Here is a 21218-nt window from a genome sequence, read left to right on the forward strand (position 1 = left end):
TTTTCCCCAATTAAGACTCAACAGTTAACCGAAATTAAGATTCAACACCTGTTTCTATAAATAAGGCCTGTCTATATTTCATTCTGATGCTATCTTGGTGTTCATCAAATGTAATGACTTCGCTTCTATGGAGGAGGCGATCTAAGATCGCCGTTGTTAATGTAGTATCTCCCAAGAATTTCCCCCATTCACCTGGTCCCTTATTAGACGTTAATATGAATGCTGTTTTGTCATACATATCATAAATAAACTGAAAGAAGAGCTGCGCATCCTGTGTTTCATAAGCCATATACATGATGTCGTCAATGATAATCAAATCCGATAAAGTAATTCGTTTGTACCTTGTTCTAGATTTATTGATATACTCTCTGGTCTTAAGTATATAAATAAGGCGATCCATTGAGATAAAGGAAACTTGATATCCTTGGTTAACCGCATGAATGCCCAGTCCAGTTGAGAGATGCGTTTTCCCCACTCCAGGTGGTCCCATCATAATTAGTGTGAAACGTTCTTCAATCCAAGACAGTTCTTTGAGTACATTCAGTTGCTTCTCACCAATCGCAGATTGCTCTTCTAAGTTAAATTGATCTAATGTTAATTCTTGCGGAAACTCTGCCCATTTCATTAACTTGGCACGATTCTTTTCTTCGCGACAATTTAATTCATATCCGAGTACCTGATCTATAAATTCATAGTAGGTCCAACCTTTTGACTCTGCTTCCCTAAGCATATTCGGTAGTTCTTTTGCCGTTTCTGCTAATCTAAGTGTTCTGCATTTCTGTTGGATCTCATTATAGGAATTTGTCATCTTATCTACCTCCTTGGAGCACGTGGAGATAGATATCCTGAGTTCGTTCAGGAGCTATTAGCTCCTCATATTTCTCATTGATCAGTTCTTTTTTTGGTAAATCTCTACTTTCCTGAATCTCCATTGAAATCGCAATATCTCTTAAATCATTTGCGCTGGTTAATTCTAACCTTTTCATTTCTTTTACCGCATTTTTGATATGACGCGGATATTGCTCTGCGGCTTTAAGGACCACTTTAAATTGTTCAATAGAATGCCTTGGATAGTGCTCTTGTAAAGTTTTGATAAGCCAAGTGGATATTTCTGTATCAGCTAGTTGTTTAGTGACTTGTTCCGCCAGCTTATCTCTCTTTGATTGTGACCGTTGTCGATGTTTGGGATCTGTTATAACTTCTCCTTTTTCTTTCGATAATGTGTGTAATGCAATTGGACTACCGTTTCGCTCGAGGGCAATGCTTAATATTTCTCCCTTAACAGAGACATAAGCGATGTTCTCCTTACCATTTTGAAAGGTTCCTAACGGAACACTATACCGATTCCCATCAAAACGAATAATATTGTCTTTATGGATTGTTCTTGTTATATTTATAGATGAGATATTTTCGAAAATATATTCACCATTGACCTTTTGAAGATGCTGCTTTTCGAGGGCGTGCACTTCGAAAGGTCTTTTCTTTGTATTATGATGAACTTTATAATTACCTGTTCTTTTTAACCATTTCAAAGATGAATGTTGCCATGTGCCTAAGTCCTTGAAAATGCGATGTTTCGTAAAATTATTCTTCACAAATTTTATTACTTGCTCAATTTTTCCTTTCGACTCTGGATCGCTTTTTCTGCACAGATAAATCTTAAATTTTCTAGTTTGATGATATTTAGTAAAGGATTCCGTAAGGATTAAATCTCCTGCATTCTCGCTAACCGCCAATAAACGATCTTGGTCATACACTATCTCCTCTGTCATTCCTCCAAAGTATCTAAATGCATTTTCCTGCATTCTAATCAAGTCAGTTGTTCGAAGAGGCCGATCCATCCACTCTACATATTTGAATCTTGAGTGGGATAAGATAAATCCGGCCACATATAATTTCTTTTTCTGCCCTGTCTCTGTGTAAACAAAGGTTTCTCCAAAATCAACCTGCATTTGCTTTCCCATCGGAAGTTCTTCAACTGTGCCATACATTCGTTCTATTGTTTCTTTAGGAATTTGATACTTGTCTCTTAAGTCATTTACATAGTTTCGTACCGTATTTTCAGCAACTGATTTTATATTATATTTCTCTTGTAACCAATCATAAATTTGAGCACTTGTTAAGTCTGGATGTTCCTTTAACCATGCCAATATGTCATCTTGGTAGGGATCTAGTTTCTTTGATCGTGTTTGTAACGAATCAATAAACCCAGCAAATTCCTCCGGAGTCATCCCTAAATATTCAATTACTCTATTTCTAGATATTTTTAACCTTCTTGCAATTTTACTGTTTGAGAACCCCATATTCTTCAAACGATGTATTTCTTGGTAAACCATCCACTTTTCCACTTCCTGTTCTCTCCCTTTCGACATACTCTGCATAAGTATACCGAAAGGAATAATAAACTAGTAAACTGTTTAATCTTATTTGTAGAAATCTGTTTACCCTTATTTGTGGAAAACTGTTGAGTCTAGTTTAGCAGTTACAATAGGAGAAGATGAAGTTGAAAAGTTCTGTGAGAGTATATGTAATAATAAATATGATATGGCTTTCAAATTAATAGAATCAAAGCATAAAGTAATGACAGTTTTTGCTTCAAAGGGATTAGAGTTTGACCAAGTAATAAGTTTTGCACGTTATTACAAAATTTATAATGATGAAAATTTACAAAACCACTATGTATGTATCACACGAGCTAAAGAAAAGTTTATTATGTTCATTGATGATGAAGTATACTATGCTCATGTTTTAGATGTAGCAGATAGGAACGGTATAAATGATACTAATAAGTTAGTTAAATATGAAGAAAGTGAAGAAAAAGGTAAAATTACTAGCTTTAATTAAAGGAGCAATAAAGTAGTATATACTTATCCACATAATATTTTAGAATTTGTTTGTGTAAACAATGGTGATAGTTTGTAGATTTTGATGAGAAGCAAGAAAATCTACCTCTTGCTTTCTTTGAAGTGTTATATTTTTTTATGGGAGGAGCACATTTCTTATTTCTTATCATAATTTAAAAACGCCAACATATTGGTAATATCACCAATATGATGGCGTTTAACTATTTCATAGCAGCTTAAATAGCTTCAAGGTAATAATCTCTTAGTCGAGCAATTTCCGTTTCATCGATGCCGAATTCCTCTTTGAAATATGCTTCATACGTGGGATAGACTTCTTTAATGCGATCGAAAACTGTCTGTATATAAATTGCTTCTACACCAGCCATTTTCCAAAAAACGTCTTTATATTCAGCCATTTGTTCTTTCATTTTAGTAAACCAGATTGGTGGCTTTTTAGCTGTCGAATCATTTGTTAAGAGATATTCTTCAATAATTGCTTCTTCTGATACGCCAAGCAATAAGTAAATTAAAGCTGCACCGACACCTGTACGGTCCTTTCCTGCTGTACAGTGGTGTACTAATGGAACTTGTTGATCACGAATACACGCTAGTAGTGCTTTATATGGTTCATTTTCAAATAACATGTCCGCATAGAAATGACCAAGGGCATTTTCGCGTGTCCACATTGGATTTTTCAGCATATCTTCCAGCGATGTTGAGCTGTGGTCTAAATTTGTATTTGCAGGTACTCGAATGTTGGTAACACCTTCAATTGTTGGACTTTTGACTGTGCTTGCTTCGTGGTCATCTCGATAATCAAAAATCACTTGAATGCCCATGTCTTTCAAACGGGCAAGATCAGCATTTGTTGCATGACCTAGTTCACCACACCGATATAGCAAGCCTTTTTTCACACGACGACCATCTTTCGTTACTTGACCACCCATATCACGAAAATTATAAATTTGTTCAAACGTCTCCAAAAGTTGTGTCATTGTTTTCCTCCTTAGCTTGCTAGTAGCTCGTCTTCTTTTCCTTCATATAAACGTACGATTAACTCATCTGTTAACTCTTCTGGTTCGCCATCAAAAAGTATTTGCCCTTTTTGAATAGCAATAATGCACGTCGCATATTTTTTTGCCACATCAACTTGGGTAAGTTAACTAAACATCTTACTTTACTTAATCGACGCATAGTCTCACCTCTCTCTATCATAACACTAAATTAGCTAACTCTCCCTTCTCATTACAGGATATCTTGTTGTTATCAAACTTTGAATATATAGTGGATTGAAAATAATATAAATACTATATATAGTTATTTGTTGTCAGTTTAGGATGAAGTATTATTTGCTTTTTGCATCAAATCTTTATTAAACTTGCCCTTTTGAATCAGTGGGTTATCTTTAGAATAAATGTAAGCGCGAATTATAAAAAATAAGCATAACCCCAGGTACGCATTACAAATAGCCGTAAATTTAGACTTCTTCAATCGAATTCACGGCTGTTTCAGTTATTTCATGACAAGGAATTTAAAAATATGTGCAGATAATAATTGATAAAAATATAAAAAATAGAATTGGAAACAAAATTAGGGTATCGAATGAAAGCTCATTCGGCATACCGGAATAAAGGCTATAAAGTGGATAAAGTAGAACAAGCCTCCGGCATCAAAAACATTCCCTTTCATCTTATAAATGTGTTCATGGGGATTGTGGTTTTTCTATTGGAATGTCAGTATATAGGTGAGGAAGGTGACGATGAAAGTACAACCCAAATGATTAAAAGTGATCTTATAAACTGTTTTCAATACGTAAAGATAATCTGGAGAAGTTTCATATATATATATAAATAGACAAAATAGGGGTAAGGGGATGTGTATGAGTAAAAATAAGTCAGGGAAATTAGTACCTTTTTATGGGTTACTGGCAATATTAATATTTTTATTTGGTATCGTAATTGGATTGACGCCTTTACAAGCACCGGATAGGGATAAGGCAAATCCGTCGGAGGTTTCTTTTGAAAGTACTTGGGGATTTCTTGAAAATATTGCACAGAAACCTCATCCGGTTGGATCAGAAGAACATGAGAGGGTAAAAAATTATCTTATCCAAACAATAGAGGAAATGGGTTTAGATGTGGAAATACAAGACACGATTGTTCATAAACCAGAACTGGAAAGGGCAACCCGTGTTCAAAATATCGTAACGAAGATGGATGGTTCCGATTCCACTGGTACCATCATGCTCGCTGCTCACTACGATAGTACTTTCGTAAGTCCTGGTGCGAGTGATGATGGCTATGGTGTTGCTGCATTGATGGAAACGGCTCGAATACTTAAGGACAAATCCCTTAAAAATGATGTTATTTTTTTAATAACAGATGGGGAGGAATTAGGGCTTCTTGGTGCACGTGCTTTTGTAAATGAACATCCATGGGCAAAAGATGTGGACGTGGTGTTAAATTTTGAGGCAAGAGGAATTAAAGGGGCCACCGTTATGTTTGAGACGAGTGGTGGAAATGGCACGCTTATTAAGGAGTTCCAAAAAGCAACAAGTAGCCCAGCTTCCAATTCATTCTTAAAAGAAGTATACGATGTCATGCCAAATGGAACAGATCTAACGGAATTTGTTAGTGCAGGTATGCAAGGGTTAAATTTCGCTAGTGCACAGAGTTTTAATTCTTATCATACTACTATTGATAGTTTAGATTTTGTTGATAAAAACACACTCATGCACCATACTACATACGCATATGAACTTGCGACACACTTTGGAAATATAGACTTAAGCAAGATTGATAATCAATCAGAGAAAAATGCTGTTTATTTTAATCCGGTTGCTCAGACATTCGTTTCTTATTCTGATAGTCTTGTTATTCCTTTATTAATTGTTACATTAATTGGTCTTATGGCAACAGTAATCCATGGAATCAGAAGAAAGCTTGTATCTGTATTAGGTGCACTAATCGGATTTCTTTTATTCTTAGTATCGCTTGCCATTGCCTATGGTATTTCTTTATTCGCTTTAAAGCTTGTCACATTGTTTGCCGGGGATGTGAGCTGGCTATTGGAATTTGACCAACATATTGCAAGTATCTATTTAATTGGTTTTTTACTTATTACTACGGCAGTGTTAATCCTTTTCACCTACATCGTACAGAAGAAAATAGGGGCATTTCAAGTTGTGATGGGGGCTTTGATTGGATGGTTTCTATTAGCTAGTGTTTCCAGCTTTCTAATGACTGGAGCAAGTTATATATTTGTTTGGCCACTAATTTTTAGTTTGATTGGAACGAATCTAGTATTTTGGAAAGACAAGAAGTTTTCTACTGAAAATAATGTTCTCTTATATAGTGTTTTTCTTGTTCCAGGTATCGTACTATTTACATTTTTAGTTTTTAGCGTATATATTGCGTTAACAATAACCGTCATCCATATAGTGGTGACCGTTGCTGCTTTAGGTCTGATGTTATTTGTACCTGTTTTTGCAAGGTTAAAAGGAAGCTGGAAATATGCGATTGGATTGCTCTTACTTGGTATTAGTATTGTAACCTATGAAACAATAGCGGTGGAGGCAACCAGTGAACATCCGATTGGAAATCAAGTTTATTACATGGCTGATGGGGACTTGGAGAAGGCAATTTGGGGAATACAGACAAAGCCAGATTCCTTTACGAAACAATTTGTTGCGGATGAATCAGAGTTTGATGATAACCCGCTTTCCTCTTTCACATACGGGGAAATGTATACAGCAGATGCACCGTACTATGATGCCAATCTCCCACAATCTGAATTAATTTCGGATGTGACGGAAGATGGGTGGAGAACGATTACATTAGATATTGCAGCACCAAATGCAATGTCCATAGAACTTGGTACGAATAGCGATATTTCAATGAATGAATTATCCATAAATGGTGAAGGGTTACAATTAGATGAAGAGCATTACTCAAAGGAAAATCCCTATTTTATTGAACTTTTTGGCTTAAGTGAAGGCTTTACGATGTCCTTTACGATAAAAGAAGGGGAGAGTCTCGATTTTTATTTAATTGGTAAGACGTTTGAACTTCCTGAAGATCATTCCTATACGGAAAGACCTTCCGATATGACGACACATGGGGATTATAATATGGTTTTGAAGTCTTTTAGTTATTAGTTTTAGGGTGGCATGTAAAAAGTTATTTAATGTTCAGTTGATAACAACTTTACATGCCTGTATTTTATATGGCCGATTCGTACAGACGCATCATCCTTAAAATCCGAATATTGCTAAGCTATTAGTTTAAGGTTGAAAAATTAGATGATACCTCGGTTGTGCTTGTAGCCTGGGACACTTACCACTGTGGAGGAAATCCTAGATACGGCAGATCAAACTCTGTATGAAGAAAAATTTTAAGGCGGGGATATTGTACAGTTAAACTCAGCTTTAAATGAAATCCTCTATCAGTTCCAATATAATTCTTCACTAACTGCTGATAGCTTTTTTAGGTGGTTCTACGCACTTGGACTGGATTTGTTAAAGTGAATAATAATGACAAATTCAAATTAATATTTGTAGGGTGATAAGTCGATGATAGGAATAAGTATAGCAACGAAGTGGGAATATGAAGCGACATTGGAATACTTTGGCATAAAAAATAATGAACGTTTCAGTTACCCTTATGGTGAGTATTTCATAAGAACAATTAATGGTACTGAACTTGTTTTTTATAGTACCGGTGTAAGAAAAGTAAATGGTGTTGGTGGTACTCAGTATATGATTTCTAAGTTTCATTTAACTAAAGTCATTGTTGCGGGAACATGTGCAGGAATAGATGATAAGTTCAGTAATTTAGATATTTTTGTACCCAATAAAGCTGTTCAATATGATTGCACAGTAAAGGAAATTGAGCCTCTTATTAAACAATCCTTCATAGTTGATATTGACCTATCAAAGTATGGAAATGATTTTTATACCGGAACAATTGCCACAGCTGATAAAGCAGTAGTTATGTGGAAGGACTATTTGGAACTTAAAGAGCACGAAATAACAATAGCCGATACAGAAGCGGGTGCAATTGCTTATATCTGTAAGAAGAATGATGTTGAGTGCATTATTATAAAAGGAATATCTGACTTTCCAACAGATGAAAGAAACTCTGACAAATTCCAATCGAACAATGAACAAATTAATGTTTATTTAGAAAACACCCCCAAAGTTATGAGTAAAATATACCTATTGATTCAAAAACAAGAACAAGTTCTTCAGGAAGTTTTTTGATTTCATTAAGCAATGCTTCAAAACTAACTATATTATGAAGAATGTCACCTTTAGAAAGACAAGTTTGACCATCATGTACTATATTACTAGCTTTTCCCCATAGAAATATCTAAAGCAATAATATTCCCAATATTTTCCCTCTCTTTTCATTATCAATATGAAAGATCTTCATTTATTCATTTCGATTCCAATATCCTATACACGAGCTCAATGGCCGAACATACTTAAATATGATTCTCGGTTTATAGTTCTTAGAGGCTGGTCGAGCTCTCTTTCACCTCTTACTATAACTTTAAAAAACATACTAAGTTGGTAATATCATCCATCGATAATCTTATCCACTTAGTATGTTATTTGTTTCATCGCGGAATGAATGGGGTATTCATTTTTCATAAGTAAGATTCATAGCTAGGGGTGTTATAGAGATAAATGAGAGAGAAAGGAATTGATAGTCAACATGTGGTTGAATAAAAAAATATTATTAGTTTTCGGTTTTATCGTTGTCTGCTTTTTATCTGCTTGTGCGGAGAAGGAGCAGCTTGCTGACGGATCTAAACTGATACATAAAGATCAATTTATTTTTGCTGCTTCTGGTGAGTTTAAGCCATTTAGTTATATGAATGATGATCTCACCATGTCGGGCTTTGATGTTGAGGTCGGCGAAGCAGTTGCAAAAGAAATGGGACTTAAGCCCGTTCAGAAGCGTATTAAATTCAAGGGGATTGTAGAAGGGGTAAAAACTGGTCGCGCGGATGCAGCTGTTGCTAGCCACACGATTAATCCACAGCGGAGCAAACATGTTTCCTTTACGATTCCATACTATTATTCTGGACCGCAAATTTTTACTAGACCTGACAGTAAAATTAAGACTGTTGATGACTTAGCGGGGAAAGAAGTGGCTGTGTCAAAAGGTTCAACTTATGCCGATACAGCTTCCAAGTATACAGACAATATCAAAACCTATGACAGCGATATTACAGCTTTAAAAGCGTTAAGCAGCGGACGTCATGATGCTGTAATCACCGATTTTGTCACCGGGAAAAATGCTGCGAAGGAAGGGTTTGAGATTAAAGGGCAACAGTTAATTGAACACAGTGAACAAGCAATTGTGCTTCCACAGGATAACCCCCAACTATTAAAGCGTGTAAACGAGGCGCTGGAACAACTCCAGGAAAATGGGACACTTTCTCGGATTAGTATGAAATATTTCGATGAGGATATTACGAAAAAACCAGAATAACCCAATACTATGGAAAGAAAGGGAGTGGGTGCCTTGCCAAGTTTTTCGCATTTTTTCACGGTATTAATAGAAACAAAAAATGTATTCATCAAAGCCATGCTTTTGACTTTAGAGTTGACGGTTGTTTCGATCTTAATCGGAATTGTAATCGGACTATTCTTTGCCTTATTAAAAATATCTAAAATAAAAGTGTTAGAACTCATTTCAGATGCATATGTCTATCTGGTTCGTGGAACTCCGCTGATCGTGCAAATATTTATCCTCTATTTCGGTATTAGCGGAATTTTCCTCCTTCCTGATTTCTGGGCGGCTTCCCTTGCATTAGCGTTACATAATGGAGCTTACATTTCTGAAATCTTTCGAGGTTCCATCAAGGCAATTGATAAAGGACAGATGGAAGCAGGACGTTCTTTAGGGATGACTAAAGCAGCGACATTAAGAAGGATTATTCTTCCTCAGGCATTTCGCCAAGCACTGCCGCCATTGGGCAATCAGTTTATCATCGGTTTAAAAGATTCCTCATTAGCAGCATTTATCTCGATGAATGAACTGTTTAATGTAGCGACAACACTAGGGTCCAATAATTTTGATGAAATGACCTATTTGCTTATAGTAGCAGTCTACTATTTATTGTTAGTGGCATTGTTGACATTTCTAGTGAATCGATTTGAACAGAGATTAGCAATTAGTGACAGGTAGGAGGGGAGAATATTGGACGCAAAAGAAATGATTAAAATACAGCAATTGAATAAATCCTTTGGAGACTTACATGTATTAAAAAATATCGATATGACCGTTTTTGAGAGCGATGTCGTTTGTTTAATAGGAGCAAGTGGTTCAGGGAAAAGTACGCTCCTTCGCTGTTTGAACTTTTTAGAAAGAAAGGATAGCGGCGATATCATTATTGAGGGCAATGAAATCGACCCAAAAACGGATAATCTGAATAAGATTAGGGAAAAGGTAGGAATGGTGTTCCAACATTTCAACTTGTTCCCTCACAAAACCGTTTTGGAAAATATTATTGAAGCACCGATTATGGTAAAAGGCGTTGACAAAGAAGAGGCAATTTCCACAGCAAAACAATTACTGGAAAAGGTTGGCCTGGAAGATAAGTCTGACGTCTATCCAAGTAAACTGTCAGGGGGGCAAAAGCAACGGGTAGCCATTGCTAGAGCCCTTGCGATGGAACCGAAAATCATGCTTTTTGATGAGCCGACATCGGCACTTGATCCCGAGCTTGTTGGTGAGGTTTTAACAACTATGAAAGAATTGGCTGAAGATGGGATGACAATGGTTGTTGTTACTCATGAAATGGAATTTGCTAGAGAAGTAGCTGATTGGATTGTGTATATGCACGATGGGAAAATTATTGAGCGCGGCAACCCAGAGCAAATTTTCAACCATCCGAAAGAGGAGAGAACTCAGGAGTTTTTAAAGACGACAATTATGAAATAAACACACGGTCCTGTCTATCTGTTTTAGGCAGGACCGCGTATTTTTTATTAAAACAAAAACACGTTCAAGATTAATCCTTCCTCGTGAATACTCCTAAAGGAAAAGACAAATGATCCTCGCAGTGACTTCATAGTATTATGAAAGTATTTTCACATTCATTTGAACTGAAAACGCCTCTATTATAAAATGAATATGTTAGTATATGATTGGAGGGAATTCATGTTAAAAGGTTGTAATCATTGCATGTGAAATGAGAGATTTGCCTGGTAGTATAGTCTTTGTCATGCATCATTCCCATTTTACTATAACTCTACTTGTTTCAGCTTTTTGACTAGGTGATGATATTATTTCCATGGCTTTAAAACGAATAATGGCTCAAAAGAAAGAAAGCGGTTTATCTGAAGACAATAGATAGCTAAAAAGTTTTTAAATGCTCTTTTTTGATCCCTAGTTATTATAAAAAGTACTGTTAACACAAAGGAAGGAGAATATTCAATTAGCTCACATGAAACGTTTACTCCCGCAACAAGTGTAAGTGATACTGCGCGGCGTCAATTATTTAATAATCATTGGAAATTTATTTATGGTGACCAAAGTAATGCACAATTAAATACATATGATGATTCGAGATGGGATGTTGTACAACTACCCCATGATTACAGTTTGAGCCTGCCATATACTCAAGCAGGTGAAGCAGAAAGTGGTTATAAGCTTGGTGGTATCGGATGGTACCGCAAGTTATTTTCACTGGACGAATCCCTTCAAAACAAGCGTGTTGTTGTTGAGTTTGGCGGCGTTTATATGAATGCAAGTGTGTATATTAATGGACATAAGTTGGGGGATCATCCATATGGGTACACACCATTTGCCTATGATTTAACTGACTATCTCAATTACGATGGCGAAAATGTTCTGGCGGTTCGTGTCGATCATAAGTTTCCGTCAAGTCGTTGGTATTCAGGAAGTGGTATTTACCGGAATGTGCATCTTACATTAACAGATGATGTTCATGTTGATCATTATGGTGTTCAAGTATTTACTCCAAACCTTGAAAATCAAGTAGGTCGAGATGTTGATGTAGAGATTCATGCTGTCATTCAAAATCAGTCATCTGAAGACGTGAATGTCGTTGTAAAACAAAGCATTCGTGAAAAGGATTCAAAAGGAAATATAGTTAGCGGACAAAGTAATCCATTGAAAATCAATGCGAATGCATCAGTGTCATCTCATGTTTCTTTGCGAATAAATAACCCGACGCTCTGGTCATTAGCCAATCCTCATTTATATGAAATTGTTACAGAAGTTTTAGTAGAGGAGAAAGTGATCGATGAATATGTAGCAGACTACGGTTTTAGAACAATTGAATTTAATGCAGAGACAGGATTTTATTTAAATGGCGAACCCGTTAAATTAAAAGGTGTAAGCATGCACTCTGATCAAGGATCTTTGGGTACAGCAGCCCATTATCGAGCGATGGAACGCCAAGTCGAAATCTTGTTAAGGATGGGTGCCAATGCCATTCGGGTTACACACAATCCTGCAGCTGATGAACTTATTGAAATTGCCAATCGAAAAGGTATTATCCTCATTGATGAAGCATTTGATACATGGGTAGGCAGCAAAAATGGTAATTTAAATGATTATGCTACATGGTTTGAAAAATCGGTTGGTGACAATCCATTGTTGGGTGCAACTCCAGACATGACTTGGGCGGAGTTTGACGTAAAGACGATGGTTCGTCGTGGAATAAATGCACCTTCAATCATTAGCTGGTCAGTCGGCAATGAGGTGATGGAAGGTAACAGTGGACCATATAATGAATATCCTAGTATTTTAGAACAATTAGTAATCTGGGTATCTGAAGTTGATCAAACGCGTCCAGCTACGATTGGTGACAACAAACTGAAAGCAAATTGGGGCGAATCCATAGGCTTTGGGAACAAATTGACAGAGCACGATGGTATTTTTGGATTAAATTATGCAGATGGCGAGCAATTTGATTATTATCATAAACAATACCCGAATTGGAAACTATATGCCGCAGAAACAGCATCATCTATCAACAGTCGAGGGGTATATAAACCATCTAATTATAATAAACACTTAACATCCTATGATGAGTCCACTGTGGGGTGGGGTAAACTTGCAGCGGATTCATGGTATACGGTTATTACCCGTGACTTTATAGCAGGCGAATTTGTTTGGACTGGGTTTGACTACCTTGGAGAACCTACCCCTTGGAATAACGTTGGTTCAGGTGCCACAGGTGGTTGGCCATCACCAAAATCAAGTTATTTCGGGATTATTGATACAGCAGGTCTTCCAAAGGATCGATTCTATTTCTATCAATCCCAATGGAATGAGGAAGTCAATACGCTTCATATACTTCCAACTTGGAAGAAAGATATGATTGAATTGGATGATAATGGAAATGTCCGTGTTGATGTATACAGTAATGCACGAAGCGTTGAATTATTCTTTAGAAATGAGAATGGTGTAGAAACATCACTGGGCAAGAAAACATTTACAACATACACAACAGATGTAGGGTACACCTATCAGATCTATGAGGGTAGTGATAAAAAAGCCCAAGACTTCCGAAATCTCTACCTAACTTGGGATGTGCCTTATGAAGCTGGAACAGTTTATGCTGTAGCCTATGATGAAAATGATATTGTTATCACTGATACACAAGGTCGTGACAGTGTGACAACGTTTAAAGAAGCCTCTGAACTAAAAGTTACAGCAGACCGCGAATTGATTGTAGCGAATGGACGTGACTTGTCCTATATTACAATTGATGTGATCGATGCAAATGGTGACATCGTTGAGGATGCTGCAAACTTCATTCATGTAAGTGTAAGTGGTGATGGAGCGCTTATGGCACTTGACAATGGTAACCAAGTCGACCATGAACCATATGATAGTGGCAAACGTAAAGCATTTAATGGAAAACTAGTTGCGATTGTAAAATCAACAACTAACATAGGAACAATGACGGTTCATGTAGAATCTGAAGGAATCATAGGTCAGAGCATAACAATTACAACGACACCTGACCCAGGATTCTCAACAGAAAGACGTATTATTGGGTATACAATGCCTAAAAATTACTATGTGAAATTAGGATCTCAACCAACGCTTGTATCTGAAACGAAGTTGCATTTTAGTGATGGAACGGAAGAAACTCTTCCAATTACTTGGGAAATTGCAGAAAACAAGTTTGCTGAATCTGGAACTGTAAACGTTATAGGTCAAGTGAATGAGTATAATCTTCGCGTCTCGACGAATGTTACAGTGATTGAATCGGTAGGGGCACTGCTACATTATTCACTTGCAACACCGACTGGAGTTGACAGTGTAAGTTTGCCTTCAAGTAGACCGCTTGTGATCGAGACAGGTGAAGTTTTAGCAACGGAATTCCTAGTTGAATGGGAAATTCAAAACGCTAAAAACTATGAAAAACCTGGACTTGTTACCATTCACGGAACATCTGAGGTGTTTGGTGAAATAATTTCTGTAACGGCGTCTGTACGCGTTACTGATGCAGAGTTTACTTTAGGGGATAATATAGCAAGTAATTACTTAACATTAACACAAGATATACCTGAAGAACTTCAATCTGATCGTTTAATGGCAATAGTCGATGGTCATACAGGATTCACGACAGTTCAAGAAGGACCGAACCCTTCTGTATGGACGAACTATAATATGGCTCAAACAGGCCATAACCAAGCAGAAATTACTTTCACGTATGCAACAGCACAATTCTTTGGATCTGTTGACTTATATTTCTATCAAGATGATGGGGCTGCACGTTTACCTAAAAATGTGGAACTATATTGGTCTAATGAAGGAACAGAAGACGCAACTTGGACAAAAATAGAAAACGTACAAATAACAAGTGGTGAAGCATCAAAAGGTATTCCAAATACGACGAAGGTTAATTATCGTTTCCGTGGTGTTCCAGCTGTTGGATTTAAAATCGTCCTAACAAGTGATCCTGGAACGAATGATGCTGGTAAGAAATGTGCCGTTGGGCTTACAGAAGTAGAATTACGGGTTGAACATAATTCACTGAAGGTAAATACTGAAGCGACTCTAAATAATATTTTACTAAATGGCAACAGTGTCTCAACATCAGAGCTAAAGCGTAAAGTGATCTACACGGAATATAAAAAAGCAGTTATTGAAACGGAAAGTGATAAAAACGTTGCAGTAACAGTATTGAAACCATACGAGAATGTGGTTCGCGTGATTACAGAATCAGAAGATCACGTAACGAGAGAAGTCTATACGATTTATTTAGATCAATCTGCACCTAAGGGACATTCACTAGAAGATGATATTTCGTGAGAGGATGATCCGTAAGGAAAATCAACGCCCCCGTCAGGAGAAAGAGTCTTGAAAAAATAGTGACCTATAAAAGGTCACTATTTTTTATACATTACGTTATTTTCTGTATTTTTCAGCAATCGTATAAGACGCTTTTTACCTTAGTATATTTCGTGTGGAAAATTTAGAATTTCTGTATTTATTCGCAGTCGTTGAGTTTTTTCTTTATTCAGCGTGAAAACAAATAATAATACCCCGCTCCAAAGTTTTCCCCTACCTGTAAACAAGGCATTTCAATTAACCCCAAGACTCCGAAAATACTGATAACTATTCATGTATAATGGAAATTGAAAATCGATAAAAACATGTAGGGGAGGTAAACTAATGCTCGATATTAAAGACTACGAAACGTTTAAAAAAATCAAACCAATCATCAAAGGTTGGTCTAGTGACAAAAAGTACTATATTAAAACGGTGATGAACGAAAAAAAGTTGCTTCGTATAGCCGATATTTCAGAGTATGATAGTAAAATCAGTGAATTTGAAATGATGAAGAGAATAGCTGAATCTGGTGTACCCATGTCGCAACCAATTGATTTTGGGGTTTGTGACAATGGCAAAAGTGTATATTCTCTTTTCACATGGTGTGATGGAGATGATGCAGAAATGATGTTGCCGAAGATGACCGAATCGGAACAATATGCACTTGGTGTGACATCAGGGCAAATATTAAGAAAGATCCACGAAATTCCTGCACCTGATGGACAAGAACAATGGGAAGCACGTTTTAATCGCAAAATAGATAACAAAATCAAAAGTTATAAAAACTGTGGAATTAAAATAGATGGTGACGATAAAATCATCGACTATATTAAGGAAAATAGGCATCTACTTGAAGGGAGGCCACAATCTTTTCAACACGGTGATTACCATGTGGGGAATATGATAATTTCGTCAGAAGGAGAACTAAGTATAATCGATTTCAACCGTAATGACTACGGGGATCCGTGGGAAGAATTTAACCGCATTGTCTGGAGTGCAACTGTCAGCCCACACTTCGCAACAGGACAACTTAATGGTTATTTTCATGGAAGACCGCCTTTGCATTTTTTTACGCTTTTAGCTCTTTATATAAGTAGTAATACGTTGTCTTCCATCTATTGGGCAATTCCTTTCGGTGAAGAAGATGTTACCGTTATGAAAAATCAGGCAAACGATGTTTTAACTTGGTTTGACGGTATGAATAATCCTATCCCGACCTGGTATTTGGGAGATATTTCAGCTCAATACGAGAGATAAAATACCATAAAATCATATGGATAATGATAACTTCCCTGATTTCCCCATACAAAGAGTGCTTTGGAAATAAGAGAATACTTTTTGTGTAGGAATTGAAATTTAATAAAACCATTACAATTGTTATATGTTCAGTTGGTTTTTGGAAGTTAATAAACATCTGTTTATCATTTAACAACATGGCTTGATAATGTTTCGACTAGTAACTGAATTCAAGAATGATCTTCTAATTATAGGACTTCTGAAATAAATGATAAAATTCAGGTAGAACGTATTTTGTAAACGATGCTATATTTGGACGAGTCATCCTAAAAGGAGTATGGCGGGTTTACGTGTACATTTAGCCTATGGCTAGAAAGAGGAAGGTATATGAATAAAAATATAGTCATTGTTGGATCTGGTTTAACTGGTCTACGGGCTGCAACATTACTGACTGCACAGGGTATTACATGTAAGGTGTTAGAAGCGAGAGATAGGGTAGGCGGCAGGGTCTTAAGCACTTCAGTTCCAATCAAGCCCGATCTAGGCAAATTTGACCTCGGGCCGTCATGGTTTTGGCCACAGTATGAGAGTTCGATTAGTGAACTTGTGAAAGAACTGAATGTAGGGACTTTCGTGCAATATACGCAAGGAGCGATGCTTTTTGAACGTTTCCCAAATGAAGCGCCAGAGCGCCACGTGCTTCCGGAAAATTCTAACGCAACTTCAATGCGCTTCAAAGAAGGTGTGAAGTCTCTAATTGATGCTCTAGCAGATACGCTTCCCCCAGGGATAGTTGAGTTAAATACTAAAGTTATGTCCATTCAACAGGAGCAAGCTGGGGCTGTCACAGTTGAGGCAGAAGAAGCTGATGGAAAAAGAAAAATTTACTTAGCGGATGCGGTTATCTTGGCATTGCCTCCCAGAATTGTTGCGCGTCATATTCATTTTTCTCCTTCTCTTCCTCCAGATCTTCTGTTTGATCTTATAAACAAACCAACGTGGATGGCGGGACAAGCTAAGGCAGTCGCAGTCTATGATCGTCCCTTTTGGCGAGATGCAGGACTCTCTGGATTTGTATCGAGCCGGATCGGACCTCTGCAAGAAATTCATGATGCTTCTCCAGACACAGGCACCGGTGCCTTATTTGGTTTCTTCGGAATACCAGCAAAAATGCGCCATGAACTGGGAAAAGATAATCTATTAAAACTGGTTAAAGATCAATTCGTTAGGCTTTTTGGGCCCGCGGCTGAAAACACAAAGGCTATTCTGTACAAGGATTGGGCCGAAGATTCTGAAACGGCTGTTGAGGAGGATTTGGAACCGCTTAGGGATTTTCCAAAGTATGGAACACCACCAAAAGCAGGGATATGGGAAAAGAAAATCATCTTTGCTGGAACAGAGACGAGCTCACAATTTGGTGGACATCTTGAAGGGGCGCTTCAGTCAGCTGAACAAGCCGTTTTTGAATTGGTGAATTGGAATAACAGTTAAAATATGAATCGAAAAAACGACTCTGAAAACTAAAATAGAGTCGTTTTTTTTGATATCGCTATACATGATCCATTCTTCATAAACATTTCGGAAAAAGTGATTAAGAAAATACGTGAATAATGTCAAGGAATAGATATTTTTATAGTGTATTAGACCTAAATTCAGTAATAAATTAGCCCTATTTATTTACTCACAGTGTATAATATGTTTAGTTATATTAAACTAATTTAAATTTAATAGGGGTATTTAAATAATGGGATTATTTTCAACTAAAAGTATTGATGACCAGGAAGATTTTATTGCGTACTCAAATGGATTGTTTTTTGAACGGCTTAAATTGGTTTCTTTTATGCTTATTTTCACATATCCCGGTTTCTTTTATGCGGACTTATTCCTATTAAATAAAGTGACAGTCCTGGTATATAGATGGGTTCTTGCCTCTATTCACCTTTCAGGTTTTTTGCTATCTATTCTATTTCTACTCATTTATTACTTTTACAAAGGTGCATCAAAAGGCTGCATTGTCCATATCTACCTAGTCTTATTTCTATTTTTTGGCGCGACGGCTTCTATTAACAGCCAGTTATTAAATGGTAATATTTCTGCGTATATCATTATTTTACTTGGGGTTTCTGTTATTTTCCCTATACAGCCTGGTAAGCTTTTGTTCTATTTTTGTATGAATCACATTTATTTTTTGATTGGGCTGTCCATTATAGACGCTGATCACTTCTCGCTAATTACAAAAATGATCAATTCAACCGGGACGGCCGTTATTTCCTACACGATTGCCTTTATGCTCTATAAGCTTCGAAAAGGCGACTTTGATAATCAATGGAAGTTAAGAAGAAATGCCAAGAGTTTTCGAAGATTATTTCATATGAATCCATACCCCTTGATTCTGACAAACCGCCAAAATGACGAGATTTTGCTTATCAATCATGAGGCGATGGAATATTACCATTTGCAGGATCAAGACATGAATAAAATCAATGGGAATTTTTTATTCTCAGATCCCTCCGAAAAACAGACTATTTTAAAAATGCTGGACGAGCATCAAAGTATTAAGAATTATGAATTGGAGTATCAAGTAAGCGCTAATCTAAAAAAATGGGCCATGCTCAGTCTGGAATTAGTCGAGTATTTGGACCAGTCCTGCATTCTGATTGGGGTTACGGATATTACCAACCTAAAGATAAAGGAAGAAGAACTGCTGAAGCATGCCTCTTTTGATACGCTAACAGGTGTGATGAACAGGAGAAGCGGAATGATCCTGTTGGAAGAGAAAATTCACGGGCCACATCAACAAGAATTTATTGTTTGTTACATAGATATAAATGGGTTAAAAACCGTCAACGACAACTTCGGGCACTCTGTTGGAGATGATCTCATCAAGACAAGCTGCGACATTATCAATCGTAATATTGACTTCGGTGATGTGCTATTCCGCTGGGGTGGTGACGAATTTATTATCATTTTCCTCGGGAAAAATATAGAAAAAGTTGAAGCGATATGGGAAAATATTAAACTAGATTTTCATAGTTTCAATCTTTCAGGGCAAAAGCCTTATGAACTTTCAGCTAGCCACGGATTCTCCTATTACAAGCCTGGTACACTTACCACTGTGGAGGAAATCCTAGATAAGGCAGACCAAACTATGTATGAAGAAAAAATTTTAAGGCGGGGGATAGCGTATAGTTAAACTCAGCGTAAAGTGAAATATTCGTCTATCCAGTTCAACTACTGGAGTCGCTAAAGTGAACAATAATGACAAATTAATATTTGTAGGGTGATAAGCCGTGATAGGAATAAGTATAGCTACGAAGTGGGAATATGAAGCGACTTTGGAATACTATGGCATACAAGACAATGAACGTTTCAATTACCCTTATGGCGAGTATTTCATACGAACAATTAATGATACTGAACTTGTTTTTTATAGTACCGGTGTAAGAAAGGTAAATGGTGTTGGTGGTACTCAGTATATGATTTCTAAGTTTCATTTAACTAAAGTCATTGTTGCGGGAACATGTGCAGGAATAGATGATACGTTTACTAATTTAGATATTTTTGTACCTAATAAAGCTGTTCAATATGATTGTACAGTAAAAGAAATTGAGCCTTTTATTAAACAATCCTTCATAGTCGATATTGATCTATCAAAATATGGAAGTGACTTTTATACGGGAACAATCGGCACCGCTGATAAAGCAGTAGTTATGTGGAAGGACTATTTAGAACTTAAAGAGAACGAAATAACAATAGCCGATACAGAAGCGGGTGCAATTGCTTATATATGTAAGAAGAACGATGTCGAGTGCATTATTATAAAAGGAATATCTGATTTTCCAACAGATGAAAGAGACTCTGATAAATTCCAATCGAACAATGAACAAATTAATGTTTATTTAGAAAACACCCCCAAGGTTATGAACAAAATATTTGGAGATTATTTAAAAAGGTTTATTTAATCGTTTTAATTAATCATCTCTAGTCTTTGTTCCGTATTCTATTAAATTTATATAAAGAAAGGGCAGTTACTGAAATAGATAACTGTCCTTTTTAAAATCGTGCTATTTAAATGTATGACTCGATAACTTTCTTGAAATCTTGATTAATTACGGAATTAAATGCCTTATTAATTAACACTTTGTTTTCATTGTTTAATATAAGTATTGGATAATAGCTCACAACCGGACTTCTTCTAACTTTTATTTCCTGATATTCAATATGGCTAATCTGTTCTTTTGGAATTGAAAGTTCTTGCCCTTTTATAGTCAAAACAATCGCGTTTTCATAGATTGAAAATTGATCACTTCGTTTAAATAGAAGCAGGTATAATCCGACAAGCGTAAACACGCCTCCAATTACCATCAACATCATTTTTGCATAGATAAAATTCGCGCCAATTATGCATATAATTCCTAAAAGAATAAATGCAAAACCATTTTTGTTGCTGTCGGTCTTGCCAGCATACAAAAGTTCACCAAATTCATTCAAGCTTATTCCTCCTAATTGATCATATAGCCATCCCATTTTAAGTCTATCTGGCGGATTATACCAGTACCGATAGTACCAATTATATAAATGAATAGATTAAAGTTTACGAGAAATGACTATCAATTAAAAAGTGAAAGATGAATTCAGTTAAGTTACCTTTAACTTTTGCACTTAAGCCTACAATCTTTTCTTATAAAACAAACATTATAGTCCTATCTATTCCATAACCCTTTACAACAAAAATGGTGTGCAAAATTGGTTGTCAATTTGCACACCATTTTAAAATTTCACTACTGAAGAAAATTCGCTATCCCCC

At 36.5% G+C, this 21218-nt stretch carries 16 protein-coding genes; 11 read left to right on the forward strand and 5 right to left on the reverse strand.

Annotated features, from left to right (window positions below):
- Positions 1-34 precede the first annotated feature (34 nt).
- Together istB and istA are read right to left on the reverse strand one after the other, a co-directional pair.
- Positions 35-808, reverse strand: coding sequence for an IS21-like element helper ATPase IstB (istB, locus tag BN1243_RS19880; protein ID WP_062104222.1), 774 nt, complete (start codon positions 806-808; stop codon positions 35-37).
- 1 nt (position 809) lies between these two features.
- A complete protein-coding gene (istA, locus tag BN1243_RS19885) occupies positions 810-2372 on the reverse strand; it encodes an IS21 family transposase (protein ID WP_230200060.1) in 1563 nt (520 codons plus the stop codon).
- Between the two features lie 79 nt (positions 2373-2451).
- On the opposite strand from istA, the gene BN1243_RS19890 reads away from it, so the two are divergent.
- Positions 2452-2844 (forward strand): ATP-binding domain-containing protein, encoded by a 393-nt coding sequence (locus BN1243_RS19890; RefSeq protein ID WP_062109766.1) that lies wholly within the window; start codon positions 2452-2454, stop codon positions 2842-2844.
- Between the two features lie 235 nt (positions 2845-3079).
- On the opposite strand, the gene BN1243_RS19895 is transcribed toward BN1243_RS19890, so the two are convergent.
- Together BN1243_RS19895 and BN1243_RS22240 are read right to left on the reverse strand one after the other, a co-directional pair.
- Positions 3080-3838, reverse strand: a complete 759-nt coding sequence (locus tag BN1243_RS19895) for a tyrosine-protein phosphatase (protein WP_062109768.1) — start codon at positions 3836-3838, stop codon at positions 3080-3082.
- Between the two features lie 11 nt (positions 3839-3849).
- Positions 3850-3987, reverse strand: a complete 138-nt coding sequence (locus BN1243_RS22240) for a hypothetical protein (protein WP_154669909.1) — start codon at positions 3985-3987, stop codon at positions 3850-3852.
- Positions 3988-4722: 735 nt separating this feature from the next.
- Here BN1243_RS22240 and BN1243_RS19905 point away from each other — a divergent pair.
- The 10 genes from BN1243_RS19905 (at position 4723) to BN1243_RS19950 (ending at position 20373) form a co-directional block, all read left to right on the forward strand.
- A complete protein-coding gene (locus BN1243_RS19905) occupies positions 4723-6999 on the forward strand; it encodes a M20/M25/M40 family metallo-hydrolase (protein WP_062109772.1) in 2277 nt (758 codons plus the stop codon).
- A gap of 414 nt (positions 7000-7413) precedes the next feature.
- Positions 7414-8103, forward strand: a complete 690-nt coding sequence (locus tag BN1243_RS19910) for a 5'-methylthioadenosine/S-adenosylhomocysteine nucleosidase family protein (protein WP_062109774.1) — start codon at positions 7414-7416, stop codon at positions 8101-8103.
- Between the two features lie 457 nt (positions 8104-8560).
- Entirely contained in the window at positions 8561-9343 is a 783-nt protein-coding gene (locus BN1243_RS19915) for a transporter substrate-binding domain-containing protein (protein WP_062109775.1), read from the forward strand.
- A gap of 33 nt (positions 9344-9376) precedes the next feature.
- On the forward strand, positions 9377-10042 hold the full coding sequence (locus BN1243_RS19920) for an amino acid ABC transporter permease (protein WP_062110811.1): 666 nt from the start codon (positions 9377-9379) through the stop codon (positions 10040-10042).
- A 27-nt stretch (positions 10043-10069) separates the two neighbouring features.
- Positions 10070-10798 (forward strand): amino acid ABC transporter ATP-binding protein, encoded by a 729-nt coding sequence (locus BN1243_RS19925; RefSeq protein ID WP_195892166.1) that lies wholly within the window; start codon positions 10070-10072, stop codon positions 10796-10798.
- Between the two features lie 495 nt (positions 10799-11293).
- Positions 11294-15154 carry a glycoside hydrolase family 2 TIM barrel-domain containing protein gene (locus BN1243_RS19930; RefSeq protein WP_268258090.1) on the forward strand — a complete coding sequence of 1287 codons (3861 nt, stop codon included), beginning with the start codon at positions 11294-11296 and terminating at the stop codon, positions 15152-15154.
- A 363-nt stretch (positions 15155-15517) separates the two neighbouring features.
- Positions 15518-16432 carry an aminoglycoside phosphotransferase family protein gene (locus BN1243_RS19935; RefSeq protein ID WP_062109780.1) on the forward strand — a complete coding sequence of 305 codons (915 nt, stop codon included), beginning with the start codon at positions 15518-15520 and terminating at the stop codon, positions 16430-16432.
- A gap of 366 nt (positions 16433-16798) precedes the next feature.
- The gene (locus BN1243_RS19940; RefSeq protein ID WP_062109782.1) at positions 16799-17902 is read left to right on the forward strand and encodes a flavin monoamine oxidase family protein; all 1104 of its coding nucleotides are present in this window, start codon (positions 16799-16801) and stop codon (positions 17900-17902) included.
- A gap of 253 nt (positions 17903-18155) precedes the next feature.
- A complete protein-coding gene (locus BN1243_RS19945; protein WP_062109784.1) occupies positions 18156-19604 on the forward strand; it encodes a GGDEF domain-containing protein in 1449 nt (482 codons plus the stop codon).
- Between the two features lie 97 nt (positions 19605-19701).
- Positions 19702-20373 (forward strand): 5'-methylthioadenosine/S-adenosylhomocysteine nucleosidase family protein, encoded by a 672-nt coding sequence (locus BN1243_RS19950; RefSeq protein ID WP_062109786.1) that lies wholly within the window; start codon positions 19702-19704, stop codon positions 20371-20373.
- Between the two features lie 106 nt (positions 20374-20479).
- Here BN1243_RS19950 and BN1243_RS19955 read toward each other — a convergent pair whose 3' ends face one another.
- Positions 20480-20902: a hypothetical protein gene (locus BN1243_RS19955; protein ID WP_062109788.1), complete on the reverse strand. Its 423-nt coding sequence runs from the start codon at positions 20900-20902 to the stop codon at positions 20480-20482.
- Positions 20903-21218: the final 316 nt, after the last annotated feature.

This window comes from Bacillus niameyensis (assembly GCF_001375535.1).
Taxonomy (GTDB): Bacteria; Bacillota; Bacilli; order Bacillales; family Bacillaceae_C; genus Lederbergia; species Lederbergia niameyensis.

Excerpts from the sequence above, each read along its gene's own strand:
- BN1243_RS19935 (WP_062109780.1), top strand. The coding sequence starts at position 15,518 with ATGCTCGATATTAAAGACTACGAAACGTTTAAAAAAATCAAACCAATC.
- istA (WP_230200060.1), bottom strand. The coding sequence starts at position 2,372 with ATGTCGAAAGGGAGAGAACAGGAAGTGGAAAAGTGGATGGTTTACCAA.
- istB (WP_062104222.1), bottom strand. The coding sequence starts at position 808 with ATGACAAATTCCTATAATGAGATCCAACAGAAATGCAGAACACTTAGA.
- BN1243_RS19895 (WP_062109768.1), bottom strand. The coding sequence starts at position 3,838 with ATGACACAACTTTTGGAGACGTTTGAACAAATTTATAATTTTCGTGAT.
- BN1243_RS19915 (WP_062109775.1), top strand. The coding sequence starts at position 8,561 with ATGTGGTTGAATAAAAAAATATTATTAGTTTTCGGTTTTATCGTTGTC.
- BN1243_RS19940 (WP_062109782.1), top strand. The coding sequence starts at position 16,799 with ATGAATAAAAATATAGTCATTGTTGGATCTGGTTTAACTGGTCTACGG.
- BN1243_RS19910 (WP_062109774.1), top strand. The coding sequence starts at position 7,414 with ATGATAGGAATAAGTATAGCAACGAAGTGGGAATATGAAGCGACATTG.
- BN1243_RS19945 (WP_062109784.1), top strand. The coding sequence starts at position 18,156 with ATGGGATTATTTTCAACTAAAAGTATTGATGACCAGGAAGATTTTATT.
- BN1243_RS19925 (WP_195892166.1), top strand. The coding sequence starts at position 10,070 with ATGATTAAAATACAGCAATTGAATAAATCCTTTGGAGACTTACATGTA.
- BN1243_RS19905 (WP_062109772.1), top strand. The coding sequence starts at position 4,723 with ATGAGTAAAAATAAGTCAGGGAAATTAGTACCTTTTTATGGGTTACTG.